13 protein-coding genes are annotated in these 15,982 nt (G+C 67.3%); all 13 read right to left on the bottom strand.

All coding sequences use genetic code 11. The features are described from left to right. Nucleotides 1-195 precede the first annotated feature (195 nt). Nucleotides 196-2,295: a flagellar biosynthesis protein FlhA gene (gene flhA, locus PKKP23_RS19860; protein WP_017772146.1), complete on the bottom strand. Its 2,100-nt coding sequence runs from the start codon at nucleotides 2,293-2,295 to the stop codon at nucleotides 196-198. Continuing rightward, nucleotides 2,292-3,548: a flagellar biosynthesis protein FlhB gene (gene flhB / locus PKKP23_RS19855; RefSeq protein WP_126878131.1), complete on the bottom strand. Its 1,257-nt coding sequence runs from the start codon at nucleotides 3,546-3,548 to the stop codon at nucleotides 2,292-2,294. The genes flhA and flhB overlap by 4 nt, the downstream gene beginning before the upstream one ends. Nucleotides 3,549-3,928: 380 nt before the next feature. Next, complete coding sequence (locus tag PKKP23_RS19850) at nucleotides 3,929-5,194, bottom strand: DUF3443 domain-containing protein (protein ID WP_126878130.1); 1,266 nt, start codon at nucleotides 5,192-5,194, stop codon at nucleotides 3,929-3,931. 51 nt (nucleotides 5,195-5,245) lie between these two features. Beyond that, on the bottom strand, nucleotides 5,246-5,812 hold the full coding sequence (locus PKKP23_RS19845) for a DUF2844 domain-containing protein (RefSeq protein ID WP_126878129.1): 567 nt from the start codon (nucleotides 5,810-5,812) through the stop codon (nucleotides 5,246-5,248). Between the two features lie 344 nt (nucleotides 5,813-6,156). Then, nucleotides 6,157-6,849, bottom strand: coding sequence for a protein phosphatase CheZ (cheZ, locus tag PKKP23_RS19840; protein ID WP_026120913.1), 693 nt, complete (start codon nucleotides 6,847-6,849; stop codon nucleotides 6,157-6,159). A 31-nt stretch (nucleotides 6,850-6,880) separates the two neighbouring features. Continuing rightward, nucleotides 6,881-7,276: a chemotaxis response regulator CheY gene (gene cheY, locus PKKP23_RS19835; protein ID WP_026120914.1), complete on the bottom strand. Its 396-nt coding sequence runs from the start codon at nucleotides 7,274-7,276 to the stop codon at nucleotides 6,881-6,883. Nucleotides 7,277-7,343: 67 nt separating this feature from the next. Next, entirely contained in the window at nucleotides 7,344-8,432 is a 1,089-nt protein-coding gene (locus tag PKKP23_RS19830) for a protein-glutamate methylesterase/protein-glutamine glutaminase (RefSeq protein ID WP_017772152.1), read from the bottom strand. 5 nt (nucleotides 8,433-8,437) lie between these two features. Beyond that, the gene (cheD, locus tag PKKP23_RS19825) at nucleotides 8,438-9,220 is read right to left on the bottom strand and encodes a chemoreceptor glutamine deamidase CheD (RefSeq protein WP_126878128.1); all 783 of its coding nucleotides are present in this window, start codon (nucleotides 9,218-9,220) and stop codon (nucleotides 8,438-8,440) included. Beyond that, nucleotides 9,217-10,164, bottom strand: coding sequence for a CheR family methyltransferase (locus tag PKKP23_RS19820; RefSeq protein WP_026120915.1), 948 nt, complete (start codon nucleotides 10,162-10,164; stop codon nucleotides 9,217-9,219). The genes cheD and PKKP23_RS19820 overlap by 4 nt, the downstream gene beginning before the upstream one ends. A gap of 108 nt (nucleotides 10,165-10,272) precedes the next feature. Next, nucleotides 10,273-12,312, bottom strand: a complete 2,040-nt coding sequence (locus PKKP23_RS19815; protein WP_126878127.1) for a methyl-accepting chemotaxis protein — start codon at nucleotides 12,310-12,312, stop codon at nucleotides 10,273-10,275. Nucleotides 12,313-12,554: 242 nt separating this feature from the next. Further along, nucleotides 12,555-13,091, bottom strand: coding sequence for a chemotaxis protein CheW (locus PKKP23_RS19810; RefSeq protein ID WP_017772156.1), 537 nt, complete (start codon nucleotides 13,089-13,091; stop codon nucleotides 12,555-12,557). 45 nt (nucleotides 13,092-13,136) lie between these two features. Continuing rightward, nucleotides 13,137-15,461, bottom strand: coding sequence for a chemotaxis protein CheA (gene cheA / locus PKKP23_RS19805; RefSeq protein ID WP_126878126.1), 2,325 nt, complete (start codon nucleotides 15,459-15,461; stop codon nucleotides 13,137-13,139). Nucleotides 15,462-15,578: 117 nt separating this feature from the next. Next, nucleotides 15,579-15,956: a response regulator gene (locus tag PKKP23_RS19800; RefSeq protein ID WP_017772158.1), complete on the bottom strand. Its 378-nt coding sequence runs from the start codon at nucleotides 15,954-15,956 to the stop codon at nucleotides 15,579-15,581. Between the last annotated feature and the right edge of the window lie 26 nt (nucleotides 15,957-15,982).

Here is a 15,982-nt window from a genome sequence, read left to right as displayed (position 1 = left end):
GCTGAGGGGAGACTGCGGAGGTACTGCGGAAACACTGAGGCAGTACTGCGGAGGCACCGCGAGAGTACTGCGGACGTACCCGCCGCAGCGCCGAACGGCACACCGCACAGGCCGGCGCCGCGCCAACCCAAGCCATACCCGGCCCTGCCCCAGGCACAGCGAAGACGGCAAGCGCCGCAACCGGCGCCCGCCCCGTCAAGCCGTGCCGATCAGATTCACCACCTTGACGTGCCGCGTGTCCGGCACTTCTGCGTAGGAGAGCACCTTCAGCTGCGGCAGGCTGCGCCGCAGGAAGCGCGCGAGCATGGCGCGCAGCGAGTGCTGCACGAGCAGCACGGGCGCAAGCCCCAGGCTTTGCTGGCGCGTCATCGCCTTCTGGGTCTGTTCGAGCAGCGTATGGGCGAGCCCCGGTTCCAGGCCCGGGTTCGCCCCCGTCGTGAGCGCCTGGGACAACACGCGCTCAAGATTGGCGTCCAGACCCATCACCTGCATGTCGCCGTTGCCGGGGAACCACTGCTGCGTAATGGCGCGGCCCAGCGCGAGGCGCACGATGGCCGTGAGGTCGTGCGGGTCGCTGATCTTCGGCGCGTGTTCGGCCAGCGCTTCGAGAATGGTGCGCATGTCGCGGATGGGCACCGCCTCGTCCAGCAGGTTTTGCAGCACCTTCTGCAGCGTCGTGACGGGCAGCGCCTTCGGCACGAGGTCGTCGACGAGCGAGGGCGTGTCCTTCTGCATGCGCTCGAGCAGCGCCTGCACTTCCTGGCGGCCCAGCAGTTCGGACGCGTGCGTCACCACGAGGTGGTTCAGGTGCGTGGCGACCACGGTGCTCGAATCCACCACCGTGTAGCCGTACACCTGCGCCTGCTCGCGCAGGTTGGTATCGATCCAGATGGCGGGCAGGCCGAAAGCCGGGTCCTGGGTGGGCGTGCCCGGCAGCGCGGCCGTGACCTGCCCCGGGTTGATAGCGAGCCATTGGCCCGGATACGCCTCGCCCGTGCCCACCTCCACGCCTTTGAGCGCGATGCGGTAGGCGTTGGGCCGCAGTTCGAGGTTGTCGCGAATATGAATCACAGGCGGCAGGAAGCCGATTTCCTGCGCGAACTTCTTGCGGATGCTCTTGATGCGCTTGAGCAGCTCACCGTCCGAATTCTTGTCGACGAGCGGAATCAGGCGGTAGCCCACTTCGAGGCCCAGCGTGTCGATGAGCGCCACGTCGTCCCAGCTGGCTTCGGTGTTCTCGGCGGGCGCGAGCGCTGCGGGCGCCACGTCCACGAGTGCCGCGGAGGTCTTCTTTTCCTCGCCGCGCTTCTTCATGACGCGGCCCAGCTGGATGGCGCCGCCGCCCAGCACCAGAAACGCAAAGTGCGGCATGCCCGGAATCAGGCCCATCAATACGAGAATCACGCCCGTAATCATCAGCACGCGCGGATTCGTGAAGAGCTGGCCGGTGAGCTGGGTGCCGATGTCCTCATTGGTCGCCACGCGCGAGACGATCACGCCCGCCGCCGTGGAGATCACGAGCGACGGAATCTGCGCCACGAGGCCGTCGCCGATGGTGAGCAGCGTGTAGTTCTTGCCCGCCGCGGCGAAGCTCATGTCGTGCTGCACGACGCCCACAATCAGCCCGCCGATGATGTTGATCACCATGATGAGCAGGCCGGCAATGGCGTCGCCGCGCACGAACTTGCTGGCACCGTCCATGGAGCCGTAGAACTCGGCTTCCTGGGACACCTCGGAGCGGCGCTTTCTCGCCTGCTCTTCGTTGATGATGCCGGCGTTCAGGTCGGCGTCGATGGACATCTGCTTGCCGGGCATGGCGTCCAGCGTGAAGCGCGCCGCCACTTCGGCAATACGCCCCGCGCCCTTGGTGATCACCATGAAGTTGATGACCATCAGGATGATGAAGACGACGATACCCACGGCGAAGTTGCCGCCCACGAGGAAGTGGCCGAACGACTCGATCACCTTGCCCGCCGCGTCCGGGCCCGTGTGGCCTTCCAGCAGCACGACCCGCGTGGAGGCCACGTTCAGCGAGAGGCGCAGCAGCGTGGAGAACAGCAGCACGCTCGGGAAGGCGGCGAAGTCGAGCGGCTTCATCGTGTACATGGACACGAGCAGCACCATCACCGAAAGGGCGATGTTGAAGGTGAACAGCAGATCGAGCAGGAACGGCGGCAACGGCAGGATCATCATGCCGAGGATCATGCAGATCAGGATCGGCCCCGCCAGCGCGCGCAGGTTCGTGCCCTGAAGCACGTCGGGGCGTCGCGCGAGCAAACCAGTGCGGGCGTTCATGCAGAAGCTCCTTCGTTACCACGTTTGTTGCGGCCGCCGGACGGGGCGCCCGGTGAGCCTTCGCCGTCGCCTTCGCCCGAAAGCGTTTCGGCGGCTTCCTCGGCGGCGTCTTCGTCGGAGACGCCGCCCTTGTCGAGTTCGGGCGGCACGTCGAATTCGGTGGGCGCGACGGGCGCCTCGCCGCCTTCGGTCTTGAAGCGGCGCAGCTGATAAACCCACGCGAGCACCTCGGCCACCGCGCCGTAGAGCGGGCCCGGAATCTCGCGGTTCAGATCCACGTTGTGATAGAGCGCACGCGCAAGCGGCGGTGCTTCGAGCAGCGGCACGTTGTTTTCCGTCGCGATTTCGCGGATGCGCGCCGCCACCAGGTTCACGCCCTTGGCGATCACCTTCGGCGCGCGCATCTCGCCGTCCGTGTACTGAAGCGCGACCGCGAAGTGCGTCGGGTTGGTCACCACCACGTCGGCCTTGGGCACCTCGCTCATCATGCGGCGGCGGGCCATGGCGCGCTGCTGCGAACGGATGCGCGCCTTCACGTGCGGGTCGCCCTCGCTTTCGCGGTGCTCGCGCTTCACCTCTTCCTTCGTCATGCGCAGCTTCTTGTGGTAGCTCCACATCTGGTACGGCACGTCGAGCGCCGCGACCACGAACATGCCGGCCACCGTCATCGCGCAACAGACGGCCACCAGATGCGTGGCGTTGGCGAATGCTGTGAGCAGCGGCTGGGTGGCGAGCGCGAGGATGTCGTCCTTATGGCGCCAGATCGCGACGCCGCCAATCAGCCCCACCACCGCCGTCTTCGCGAGCGACATGCCGAGCTGGATCGGTCCGTTGATCGAGAAGATGCGGCCGAGGCCCGCCACGGGGTCGAGCCGGCTGAAATTCGCGCCGATCGACTGGGTGGAAAAGAGCCAGCCGCCCAGCGCCATGGGCGCAAGCAGCGCAGCCAGGCCCGTCAGACCGAGCACCGGCAGCAGCACCCAGGCGGCCTCGCGGACCACGCCGCTCGCGCCCACCAGCATGCGGCCGGTGTCGAAGGCGGTGGCGTGGTCGAAGGTGAGCGAGCTGCGCAGAATGGTCTGGAAATGCTGGCCGATAGGCCCGGACATCGCCCAGACGCCGAAGAACCCCGCCGAAAGCAGCGCGAACGTCGCGAGCTCGCGCGAACGCGCCACCTGCCCTTCCTCACGCGCCTTTTCGAGGCGCCTGGGAGTGGCTGATTCGGTTTTTTCGAGGTCGCTGTCCTCTGCCACAGGTTCTCCAGTCGATCGCGGCGCAATGCCCTTTTTCAGTGAGAGCGATTATTCCCGCACCGCGCAATGGACGATCGACGGATAAAGACGGAGAAACGGGGGTATTTCGGCGGATGAGGCGGGGTGGGCGCGTGCGGTTGTTACGGCGGAGTGCCTTTGGCGGGAAGCCGGCGGCGGCGGGGCGGCTTTGGGCGGCCTGCTTGGGCGGCCTGCTTGGGCGGCCTGCTTGGGCGGGCTGCTTTGGGCGGGCTGCTTTGGTCGAGCGGCTTCGGCCGCCCGCTCAAGCCGCCGCAGGCGGGCGCTCAGGCTGTAAGCCCCCCAGGCTGGCCGCCCGAGTGGCCGGGCCGCCTGCGCGGCGACCCGGCCAGCGGCCCGTTGGACTAGAAGGCCACGAACGGCGCCGAGCCGCCCGAGCCTGTGCGGTCCATGCCCACGAAGACGTTGCGGCCGAAGTGGAACGGCAAGCCCAGGTCCAGCGTCGTGGACGAACCGATCGTGCCCGCCAGGTCGTTGAAGGCGAAGTTGCTGCCGTTGCCGAACAGCGCGGAGGCGCTCGCCACGTTGAAGCTCACCGTGGCCTTCGCGCCGTTGGCGCCTAGCAGCGTGGCGTTGAGCGTCTGCGTTGACGACGGGCAGTAGAAGCCCTGGAAGTTGCTGCCGCACTGCTGCAGCGCACTGTCCTCGAAGAAGAGCCCGTTGGAGCCCGAATCGAGGAACGCCGTCACCGTTGCGCCGTTGAACGTGCTGCCCACCAGGTCGCCCCACTGCGTGGTCTGGAACTGCTGCGAGGCCGTCATCGTGTTGTTGGCCGACGTGCCGATGCCGAACACGAGCGTGCCGCTCGCCGACGCCTGGCCCGAGTCCGAGATCTGCGGCAGTTCCAGAATCAAGCCGTTGTTGTCCGTGGCGAAGTGCGGCACGGGGTTGGCGACCTGCTGCGAGATCTGCACGGCGGTCGCGGTGCAGGTGGTCGAGGTCAAACCGCCTGGGCACGTGTAGTAATTGCTGCTCGCCGCCGAGCCGACGCAGGTGGCGCCGCAATCCGCGGGCGCCACACCCACGCCGAGAATGCCGTTCGCGCCCAGATCCTGCGCCGTGTTGTTGCCCACGCCGAAGTTCTGGCACGCCTGCGGAACCGTGCCGCTGCCCATGTCGCCAATCACCTGGATCGGGATGTTGCCGGCCGCCTCGCCGCCCAGCTTGACGTCGGCGTTGCGGATGGAGCCCCAGGTGTAGCCGTCGGCGAAGTGCGGGCATTCGGCAAGCGGCTGGCCACCCACGCTCGCCTGCTGCAACTGGGCGAGCATCGTGGAATTGAGCGCCGTGTTGACCACGCGAAGCCCGTAGGACGCAGTGTCGAGCTGCACGTGATCGATGGTCTGGCACGTCGAGGTGCCCGGCACGCAGATCGTCACGCTCACGCTGGGAATGTTGACCACGCCGAAGAGCCCGCGGTCCACGGTGACGGGCACGGTGTTGGCCGCGCTCGGCGTGCCGCCGCCTCCGCCCCCTCCACCACCGCCTCCGCCGCCCCCTCCGCAAGCCGCGACGATGCCTGCCGCCACGACGAACGTGGCCGCCTGCCCCCATTTGACGAACCGGGCCGCGACCTGCCCGGCGAATCCGCTGCGAAGTCCGATGCGCACGTTATGTCTCCCTGGCTCGATGGCCTGCTTGAACCTGCTTGTGCCTCATTTTCACTGGATGTCGGACGTGCTCACGCCCGCGGGCAGCGCCTGCGGCAGCCACGCCTCGCCCGAGAAAGCGCCCATGTGGCCGCCCGAATGCACGACGAGGCCGCTCTGTTCCACCTCGGCCGGGCCGCGCACGGCGCCCGTCGCCCGGTTCGCCTTGAGGCCCGCTATGTACTGCGGGAAATACGTGCCGAGCAGCGCCGAGAGGTCGGGCATCTGCTGGCCCTGCCATGCCACGCCGAACACGGTGCCGTCTTGCCCGACGTACTCGCGCACCACGGTGCCGCTGGCAAGCCTCGTCTCGCGCACGGTGTAGGAGGTGGAAGCGGCGGTGCCGCCGCTGGCCGCCATGCCCGACGACGAAGCCTGCGTTGCGGCGCGTGCGACGGTGGAGGTAGAGGCGGCGCCCGCGCCGGGCGAGCGTGTCGTTACGCCCGTTACGGCGGCGCCCGCGGGCGTCGTCATGGGCGCCGCGCCCAGGCCCGCAAAGGCGTTCGTGCTGGCGACGAGCCAGCCAAGCGTGAGCGACGTCGCTGCGACGCCGCGCGTGATTCGGTTCAGCGCGCTCATAGTCCTCCCGATGCACGGCCAGGGTGGCCGCTGTGATGAGGGGGCGCAACGCCGGCCAGACAGACGACGCTGTGCCGCGGCGGCCTCGGTCCCGCGCCGGGCGGCGGGCGATGCGCTGCGGCATGAGCGCCGCGCGGGGCCGGGCTTACGGCGTAGTATGCCTGCGCTTGGGACGGGCGGCCAAACGCACCGTCCGCGCTCAAGGCCGGGCAAGCGAAGCACGGGGCGTGCCGCACAGGCGGCCGCCCCGGCTTGCGGGAAGGAGGAATGGGAGAGAACGGAAGCCGGTCGGGAACCGGCCTGACCGAGCCGAAGGTCCGGCTACGAGGGGACGCGAAAGCGGACTAGAAGCCCAGGCTCGCGAGCAGGTCGTCCACTTGCGACTGGTCCTGCATGACGTCGGCCTTGCCTTCGGGATTGATCTGCGGGCCGTTGAGCAGCCCTTCGGGGCTGCCGGTCGACGACTCCGCGGCGGCCAGCGCCGCCGCCGTGGCCGCGAACTGTTCCCGGCGCTCCGGTGCGATGTTCTCCACGAGCACGCCCAGCAATTGCTGCTCGATCACGTAGACCACGTCCATGATCTTCTTGATCACCTGGCCCGTCAGATCCTGAAAGTCCTGGGCGAGCATGATTTCGAGCAACTGCTGGCTGGTCGCCGAAGTAGCGTCGGGCACCGTGGTGATGAACGCGCGCGTGTCGTCCACGAGCGTGCGCACCTCGTCACGGCCGAGCGGCGCTTCGTACCACCGCGCCCAGCGCTCGTTGAGCGCGCCGGCGTCGCGCTCCAGGCGCTCCTGCAACGGCTTGGCGATTTCGATGGCGTTGAGCGCGCGCTCGGCGGCCTGCTCGGTCATCGCGACCACGTACTTGAGGCGGTCGCGGGCGTCCGGCACGGCTTCGGCGGCGCGTTCCACGTGTTTGTCGAGCCCGAGTTCTCGCATCGAGTCGCGCAGCGTGCGCGTCAATTGTCCGATGCGGGCAAGAATGCGGTCGGTCGCGAATTCTCCCGCGTCCTCCTGGCCGCCCTCGCGCGGCATGGCGGCTTGCGCACTGGTCGGCTGGTTCACGTCAGCTCCCGGCTTTCGCCATCTTTTCGAGGATCTTGTTGAGCTTCTCGTCGAGCGTAGCCGCCGTGAAGGGCTTCACCACGTAGCCGCTGGCGCCTGCCTGCGCTGCCGCGATGATGTTTTCCTTCTTCGACTCGGCCGTCACCATCAGCACCGGCAGGTGCGAGAGGCTCGCGTCGGCGCGGATCTCCTTGAGCATGGCGAGACCGTCCAGGTTCGGCATGTTCCAGTCCGAGATCACGAAGTCGTAGCCGCCGCCGCGCAGGCGCGACAGCCCGGCCGCGCCGTCTTCCGCCTCGTCGACGTTGGCGTAGCCCAGTTCCTTCAACAGGTTGCGGACAATCCGGCGCATCGTCGGAAAGTCGTCCACCACCAGAATTTTCATTCCCTTATCCATCTTGGTTCCTCTGTGCAAATTGTGTGTGCGGCGTGCGCGCGCCCGTTCGCGTCGCAGCCGAACGGCATCATACGCGCTGCACGCGGTCGCCCATCAACGCAAGGCGTGCCATCACGCGGCGGCTCATGTCGGCAAGCGGCGCGATCTCGTCGGCGGCGCCCATCGCAATAGCCTCGCGCGGCATGCCGAACACGACGCAGCTCGCTTCGTCCTGGGCGAGCGTGTAAGCACCCGCCTTGCGCATTTCGAGCAGCCCCGCCGCGCCGTCGCGGCCCATGCCGGTCAGGATCACGCCGATCGCGTTCTTGCCCGCATGCTGGGCCGCGGAGCGGAACAGCACGTCCACCGACGGACGGTGCCGGTTCACCGGCGGGTCGTCGGACAGATGGGCGATGTAGTTCGCGCCGCTACGCGCGAGCAGCAGGTGCGCGTGGCCCGGCGCGATATAAGCATGGCCCGGCAGCACGCGTTCGCCGTGCTCAGCCTCTTTAACGGTAATCCGGCACAAACCATTGAGCCGTTGCGCAAAAGATTTTGTGAAACCGGGCGGCATGTGCTGCGCGATCAGCACCGCGGGGGCGTCCGGCGGCAGCGGCACGAGCACTTCGCGAATGGCTTCGGTACCGCCCGTGGAGGCGCCCACGATGATGAGCTTTTCCGTACTCACGAGCGGATTGTTGATGAGCGGCGCCGCCGCGCCGGCACCTGCCGCCGCAGCCGCCGCCGCGACGTGCGCGGGCGCGGCCTGGCGAACCCGCGCGCGGGCTGCTGCGCGAATCTTGTCGGCGAGCTTCTCGGAATATTCGAGCATGCCGTCGCGAATGCCCACCTTCGGCTTGGTCACGAAGTCCACGGCGCCCAGTTCGAGCGCGCGCAGCGTGATTTCCGAGCCGCGCTCGGTCAGCGACGACACCATCACCACCGGCATGGGCCGCAGACGCATCAGCTTCTCGAGGAAGTCGAGACCGTCCATGCGCGGCATTTCCACGTCGAGCGTGAGCACGTCGGGGTTGTGCTGCTTGATGAGCTCGCGCGCGACGAGCGGATCCGGCGCCGTCGCCACCACCGTCATGTCCGGCTGGCTGTTGATGATTTCCGTCATCAGGCTGCGGATCAGCGCTGAGTCGTCCACACACAAAACCTTGATCTTTTGCACAGCTGTCACGCCTCCTCTACTGTCTTGGCGTTGTTGTCCTGGTTGTTGGGGCGGGGGCGCGCACCGAACAGTTCGATGCGCGGCTTCGCGGCGCCGCCCGGGCGCGCAGGCGCACCGGCGGGGCCGGCCCGCGGCAGGTCGGGACGTGCGGCGCCCGTCTGCGCGCCGGCGAAGAGTTCCATGTGGGCGCGCGCTCTGGCGAGGCGCTCGGCGCGGGCTTCGGCGGTCTGCCGCGCGAGCGCCTGTTCGCGCTCGGCCACAGTCGGGTCCTGCTGCAGGCGCAACTTCTTCACCATGACCTGGCCCGTGCGCGGCAGGAACGCCACCTTGCGCGGATGCTCGCCCTGCAGGTCTTCGGCCACGATGGGAATTTTTTCCAGCGCGAGATAGCGGCGCACGAACTCGGAGTTGCGGTCGCCGATGTTGATGGTGGTCATGCCCGCCAGCACTGCGGCGCCGCCGAACACTTTCGCCTCGAAGCGCTCGCGCCGGCCGCCCGCCTTGATCATCTCGTTGATGAGCACTTCCATCGCGTACGCGCCGTAGCGCATGGAGTCCGACGCGGCGTGCCCGGCATCCGCGCCGTCGTCGGGCAGCATGAAATGGTTCATGCCGCCGATGCCCGCGGTGCGGTCGCGAATGCACGCCGCCACGCACGAGCCCAGCACCGTGACAAGCACCATGTCTTCGCTCGTCATGTAGAACTCGTTCGGCAGCAGCTTCACGCCGGGGCGCTGGAAGTGGTTGTCGTAGTAGAGGTTGGTGGCAACCGGCAAGGTCGTGCTCATGCGATCGCTCCGCTCGTTGCCGCGGTGCCGGCGCGCGCGCTGCTGCGCGCGTGGTCGGCGCTGTCGCGCGTGAGTTCGTAGACCGTCTGGCCGCGCAGGCGGAACGCCTGCGTGACGTAGGTGAAGTTCTCCGAGTGGCCGGCAAACAGCAGCCCGCCCGGCTTGACGAGCGGCTCGAAGCGCGAAAGCACCTGCGACTGCGTCGGCTTGTCGAAATAGATCATGACGTTGCGGCAGAAGATCGCGTCGAACTGCGTACGCAAGCCGTAGTCGGCATCCGTCAGATTGAGCTGTTCGAAGCGGATCATCGCGCGCAGTTCGGGCCGCACCTTCACGAGCCCCGCGTGCGCGCCGGTGCCCTTCAGGAAGAAGCGCTTCAGGCGCTCCTGCGAAAGATGCTTCACCTGGTCGAACGCGTAGACGCCGGCCTCGCCTTTGGCGAGCACCTGGGTGTCCAGGTCCGTGGCAAGGATGGTGGCGTGGCGCGCGGCCTGCTCGCCGAGCGCTTCCACGAGCGTCATCGCGATCGAATACGGTTCCTCGCCCGTGGACGCCGCCGAGCACCACACCGAAACGGGCTGCTGGCGGCGCTTCACGAAGTCCGCGAGGATCGGGAAGTGATGCGCCTCGCGGAAGAATGCCGTGAGGTTCGTGGTGAGCGCGTTCGTGAACGCTTCCCACTCGGCCGGATCGTTGGTGGCTTCCAGCCGGTCGAGATAGTCGCGAAACGTGTCAAGCCCGAGCGCCCGCAGACGCCGCGCGAGGCGGCTGTACGCCATGTCGCGCTTGTGGTCCGAGAGCGAAATGCCCGCACGGCGGTGAATCAGCTCGCGAATGCGTGCGAAATCCGCCGACGTGAACTCGAAGTCCCGACCGGGCTCGCCCATTTTCTGCCGGTCAGACAGATCGGGCTGTGCGGACTGTGGTGTGCGCCTTGCCATCATGATGTTTCGTGCCTGTCATGCAAGGCATTGCGCCTGTTCACGTTCGTGGGGACATGCCTTGCAGTTGCCTGCAACTACTTGTGAATTGCCTGCAACGCAGCATGCCTGCTAGAAAGTTTCCCAATCCGCATCCGAGGCGCTCGTCTCGCTTGCGCGCGACGCGGCGGCGGATGCACCTGTCTTCGGTCTCAAGAGCGGCTCGGCGCGAGGCGCCAGCGCCGCTTTGGCGGCCGGTGCGGCGGCTGCGCGGGTAGCGCGGGCCGGGGCGGCGCGGGTCGCGCTGCCGGCTGCGCTGCTCCGGGCTTCAGTCGCCGCCTCGGCTGCGGCCTCGGTTGCGACTTCGCCTGCCGCGGCTGCGCCATGCGCTTCGACCGCTGCGGGCTTGTCTGCTGCCTTATCCGCCGCCAATGCCGGCGCGCTACGTTTGCTCGTCGCCGGGCGCGACGTCGTCGCCGTCGCGGCCGTCGTCACAGCCTTTGCCTTCGTCGATACAGCCTTCGCCGACGTCGCCAGCGCGCCGCTCGTGTTCGAACCCTTCGCCGACGTCACGGCCGCTGCCGGCCGCGCGCTGTACGACGCCTGCTGGCGCTGGCCGCCCGTCACGCGCCAGCCGCCCACTACGGTCTGAAGCTGGCGCGTCTGCTCTTCGAGCGATGCCGCCGCAGCGGCGGCCTGCTCCACGAGCGCCGCGTTCTGCTGTGTGACCGTATCCATCTGCACGACGGCGCGGTTCACCTGTTCGATGCCGCTCGACTGCTCTTCGGACGCGGCGCTGATCTCGCCCATGATGTCCGTCACGCGGCGCACGGCCTGCAGGATTTCGTCCATCGTGGTGCCCGCGCGGCCCACCAGTTCAGAGCCGCTGTCCACCTTGCCGGCCGCGTCGCTGATGAGTTCCTTGATTTCCTTGGCGGCACTCGCGCTGCGCTGCGCGAGGCTGCGCACTTCGCCCGCCACCACGGCGAAGCCGCGGCCCTGCTCGCCGGCGCGTGCGGCTTCCACCGCCGCGTTCAACGCGAGTATGTTGGTCTGGAACGCAATGCCTTCGATCACGCCGATGATGTCCACCACCTTGCTCGAACTCGTCGCGATGTCCTGCATGGTGTGAACCACCTGGCTCACCACTTCGCCGCCGCGCGTGGCGATGTCCGACGCGTTCACGGCAAGCTGGCTCGCCTGGCGCGCGTTCTCGGCGTTCTGCTTCACCGTGCCGGTGAGCTGTTCCATGCTGGAGGCCGTTTCCTGCAGTGAGGCCGCCTGCTGCTCGGTGCGCTGCGAGAGGTCCGTGTTGCCCATCGCGATTTCGCGCGCGCCGGTGTCGATGGATTCGGTGCTCGTATGCACAGACTTCACCATCGTCGTGAGGCTGTGCTGCATGCGGCGAATGCTGCCGAAGAGCCGGCCGATTTCGTTGTCGCTGCGCACTTCAACGGGCTGCGTGAGGTCGCCCGAGGCCATGCGCTCGAAGCAGTTCACGGCGTCGGCGAGCGGCTGCACGATGAGGCCGCGCAGCATCAGGCGAATCGCCACCACCATCACGAGCGCCACCGCGATTACCGCGCCGATCAGCGTCTGCATCAGGCTGATCTGCGATTGCGCACCCGCCTGCTGGTTCTCGGCGTGGTCCTGAAGCGCCTTCACGATCTGCGCGGCCGTGTTGTCGTAGGAGACGAACATCGGGCTGATCTTCGTGTCCGCAATGGCGTGGTACGCGTTGAGGTCGCTTGCGCGCAGCGCGGCGAGTTCGGCGTCCACGCCGTCGCGCAGCAGCGCCGTGCGCTTCGTGCCGAGTTCGTCGAGCGTTGCCTGTTCGATGCCGGCCTTCGGCGTATCGAGGAATGTCTTCCAGTTTTCGTTGGACTTGCCGTACAGCTCCTGGGCACGGTCCAGCACCTTCTTCGCTTCGTCCGTGTTGCCGCCCGCCGTCAGCGTGCTAACGCGGTCGATCGCCACGCGCGTGCGCAGCATCAATGAAGACGCATCGTTCAGCGCGCGAATGGCCACGAGGTCGCCGTGCGCGATCGTTTCGATGGAGCCGTTCGCGCGCGAAAGCGCGACGAGCCCCAGCGCGCCCACCACCAGGGTCAGCGCGACCAGAATGAGTCCGACCACCGTCAAGGTCGTGCGGATCGACCACTTCTGCAACATCGTCATACTCCTTGCCTGAGCTGCAGTTGCCCTGCCTGAAAACCGTGCGCGCACGTGCGCGTGTCCATACCCCGTTCATTCCATGTGGGCGTTGCGCCGCTTCTCATCAACTGCGTTCTGGCGGCTTGCACCCTTTTTCACTGCTTTTCCCCGGTCAGGCAACGAACGCCCGCCTGCTGCGAGCCCGCAGGCATCCGTCACCGCCGACTGCACCCCCCGGCGTAACTTTTAATGCGCCCGGCTTATACGCCCAGCGCTTCGATGAGCGCCATTTCGCGGCTCGTCATCAGCTTTTCGATGTCCATCAGGATCAGCATGCGGCCGTCCACGGTACCGAGGCCCGTGAGGTACTCGGTGGTGAGCGTCGCGCCGAATTCCGGCGCCGGCATGATCTGGTCGGTCTGGAGCGTGAGCACGTCGGAGACGCCGTCCACCACCATGCCCACCACGCGATGCGCGACGTTCAGGATGATCACCACGGTCTGGTGGTCGTACTCGACGCGGCCCAGGTGGAACTTGATGCGCATGTCCACGATCGGCACGATGATGCCGCGCAAGTTAATGACGCCCTTGATGAAGTCGGGCGCGTTCGCGATGCGCGTCACGCTTTCGTAGCCGCGAATTTCCTGCACCTTCAGGATGTCGATGCCGTACTCTTCCGCGCCCAGCGTGAAGACGAGGAATTCCTGACCGCCCGCCTCGGCCTGCTGCGCGTCGCGGCGATGCGCGAGGGCGCCGCCGCCCGCGCCGCTGTTCTGGATGGATTGGACTTCTGCCACGTTAGCCCCCAAACGGTTGGGAAAAGGTTCAGTTAATAGGTCTGCTTATGCGAGCGCCGCGAGCGAACCGTGCGCGGCGCGCGTCTCGCGGTTCAATGCCGCCACGTCCACGATCAGGGCGACACTGCCGTCGCCGAGAATGGTCGCGGCGGAAATGCCGTGCACCTTGCGGTAGTTCGTTTCGAGGTTCTTCACCACCACCTGCTGCTGGCCGACCAGTTCGTCGATCAGCATCGCGAAGCGCCGGCCTTCCGTCTCCAGAATGGTGACGATGCCCTGCGTCGGATCCGTACGCGCGCCTTCCACCGAGAACACTTCGTGCAGCGCCACGAGCGGCAGGTACTCGCCGCGCACGCGCACCACGCGCTCGCCGTTGGCGACCGTGTAGATGTCTTCGTTGCGCGGCTGGAGCGACTCCATCACGAAGTTGAGCGGCAGGATGAAGATCTCGTTGCCCACCTTCACCGACATGCCGTCGAGAATGGCGAGCGTGAGCGGCAGCACGATGCGTGTGGTCGTGCCCTTGCCCGCGTGCGAGGTGATCTCGACGTGGCCGCCCATGGCCTGGATGTTTCGCTTCACGACGTCCATGCCCACGCCGCGGCCCGAGACATCGGTGACTTGCTCGGCGGTGGAGAAGCCCGGCATGAAGATGAGTTGCCAGACTTCGTCGTCGCTCATCGTGTCGGAGACGGGCAGGCCTTGCTTGACCGCCTTCGCGAGAATCTTGTCGCGGCGCAGGCCGGCGCCGTCGTCGCTCACCTCGATCACGATGTTGCCGCCGTGGTGCGCGGCTGAGAGCACGAGCTGGCCCGTGCCGTCCTTGCCCGCGGCGCGGCGCGCTTCCACCGTTTCGATGCCGTGGTCGAGGCTGTTGCGCACGAGGTGCGTGAGCGGGTCGATGATGCGCTCGATCAGGCTCTTGTCGAGTTCCGTGGCCTGACCGAACGTGACCAGTTCCACTTCCTTGCCGAGCTTCGAGGCGAGGTCGCGCACGAGACGCGGGAAGCGGCTGAACACGTAGTCCATCGGCATCATGCGGATGGACATCACCGCTTCCTGCAGGTCGCGCGCATTGCGTTCGAGCTGCGCCATGCCGTTGAAGAGCCGGTCGTGCAGCGCCGGGTCGAACGTGCTGGTGGTTTCGGCCAGCATGGCCTGCGTAATGACGAGTTCGCCGACGAGGTTGATGAGCTGGTCGACCTTCTCGACGCCCACGCGGATGGAGCTGCCTTCGCTGCCCGCTGCTGCGGCGGCGGGGCGCGCCTTGCGCTCTTCGGCCGTGGCGGCGGCAGGCTTGGCCGCCGCAGCGTGCTCGGCCGGCGCGGCGGCCGGTGCCGGCGCGGGAACAGCAGCGGGTGCCGATGCTGCGGGCGCGGCCGGCTGGCTCGCCGGCGCGCTCGCTGCGGCATCGGTTTGATTCGAAGAAGTGGCGGGCGGCGGCGCAACGGGTTGCGTGGCGGCCGCCGCCGGCAACGCCGGTTCATGAGCGGCAGCGGCAGGCGTTCCAGGTTCGCCCTGCTGTTCGCCCTGTCCCGGCGCGGAGCCGCGGCCAATCGAGATCTGACTTTCGTCGATCACGAAACAGCACACGGCAACGATGTCGTCGGACGGTACGTCGGTGTCGACCCACAGTGTGAGGTCGTTTCCTTCTTTTACCTGTCCGGCAATGTGACCGAGGTTGCCCAGTTCTTCGACGAGCAGTTCCTGGTCCTTTTCCCCTACGCCCCGTAGCGTAATTTTCAGGTGGGGTCCTTCTGCCGCGTCGGCGCCGGCGGCTGCGCCTGCGCTCGACGGTGCGGCTTGAATGGCTTCATCGACAACGTGGTCGGGCACGCCGTTGGCCGACCCCGGTCCGCTCGCGGCCGGTTCGGCCGCCGCGGCTTGCGGTGCGGGTGCGGGTGCGGGTGCTGCCGGCGCAGGTGCCGGTGTCGGTGCCGCTGCGGCAGGCTGAGCCGCTTCGGGCGCGGGCGTGCCGCGGCTTTCGGCGTAGAGCCGCTCCAGCTTCGCGCGCACAGCGGCTGCCGCGGCGGCGTCCGGTTCGGCGCTCGCGCGGTAGTCGGCGAGCTGGCCCGAGAGCACGTCCTTCGTTTCGAGGAACGTGTCGATCATGTCCTTGCGCAGCACGAGTTCGTTGTTGCGGGCGCGGTCCAGCAGCGATTCGAGAATGTGCGTGGTTTCGGTGAGCGCCGTGAAACCGAACGTGGCCGCACCGCCCTTGATGGAGTGCGCCGCGCGGAAAATCGCTGCGAGGTCTTCGGGGTCGGGCCGGCCGATGTCCAGATTGAGCAACAGCTGCTCCATCTGCGCGAGCAGTTCGTCCGCTTCGTCGAAGAACGTCTGATAGAACTGTGTGATGTCGAGTGTCATGCCTGGGTCACCGCGAAATATCTGGTCTGTGCTTCGTATGCCGTCTGTTGCTGTCTGTTGCTGTCTGTCGCCGCCTGCGAGCCTGGCCGGGCCGTTCCTGGCCGGACCTTTCGCGTGTCAGGACGCTTCCTGCTCCGACAGCGACGCGACGAGGTCCGTCAGCAGGTCCGGGTCCACGGGCTTTTCGATCCAGCCCGTCGCGCCCGCCGCGCGCGCCGCGTCTTTGAACGGCTCGCTGTCTTCGGTCGTCAGCAGCAGGATCGGCGTGGTCTGATACGCCGGATTCCTGCGTAGCCGCCCGATCAGATCGAGACCGCTCACGCGCGGCATGTGCTGGTCCGTGAGCACGAGGTCGAACTGGACCGCCAGCGCGTTTTCGAGCCCTTCTTCACCATCCGACGCCACCGTGACCTCATAGCCGGCCGCCGTCAGCGTGGCGGAGATGATTTGCCGCATCGCGGCCGAATCGTCGATCGCCAGAATGTTCCTGATCATGAAGTCCTCACTGCCCTGCCTGTTCG

This window comes from Paraburkholderia kururiensis JCM 10599 = LMG 19447 (genome assembly GCF_003986935.1).
In the GTDB taxonomy this organism is placed as follows: domain Bacteria; phylum Pseudomonadota; class Gammaproteobacteria; order Burkholderiales; family Burkholderiaceae; genus Paraburkholderia; species Paraburkholderia kururiensis.
The sequence above is the reverse complement of the archived record's forward strand: the minus strand, read 5'-3'. Positions and strand labels throughout refer to the sequence as shown.

What these genes read in the sequence shown, in the direction of transcription:
- flhA (WP_017772146.1), bottom strand. Translation starts at nt 2,295, where the DNA reads ATGAACGCCCGCACTGGTTTGCTCGCGCGACGCCCCGACGTGCTTCAG.
- PKKP23_RS19845 (WP_126878129.1), bottom strand. Translation starts at nt 5,812, where the DNA reads ATGAGCGCGCTGAACCGAATCACGCGCGGCGTCGCAGCGACGTCGCTC.
- cheZ (WP_026120913.1), bottom strand. Translation starts at nt 6,849, where the DNA reads ATGCCGCGCGAGGGCGGCCAGGAGGACGCGGGAGAATTCGCGACCGAC.
- cheY (WP_026120914.1), bottom strand. Translation starts at nt 7,276, where the DNA reads ATGGATAAGGGAATGAAAATTCTGGTGGTGGACGACTTTCCGACGATG.
- cheD (WP_126878128.1), bottom strand. Translation starts at nt 9,220, where the DNA reads ATGAGCACGACCTTGCCGGTTGCCACCAACCTCTACTACGACAACCAC.
- PKKP23_RS19820 (WP_026120915.1), bottom strand. Translation starts at nt 10,164, where the DNA reads ATGATGGCAAGGCGCACACCACAGTCCGCACAGCCCGATCTGTCTGAC.
- PKKP23_RS19815 (WP_126878127.1), bottom strand. Translation starts at nt 12,312, where the DNA reads ATGTTGCAGAAGTGGTCGATCCGCACGACCTTGACGGTGGTCGGACTC.
- cheA (WP_126878126.1), bottom strand. Translation starts at nt 15,461, where the DNA reads ATGACACTCGACATCACACAGTTCTATCAGACGTTCTTCGACGAAGCG.
- PKKP23_RS19800 (WP_017772158.1), bottom strand. Translation starts at nt 15,956, where the DNA reads ATGATCAGGAACATTCTGGCGATCGACGATTCGGCCGCGATGCGGCAA.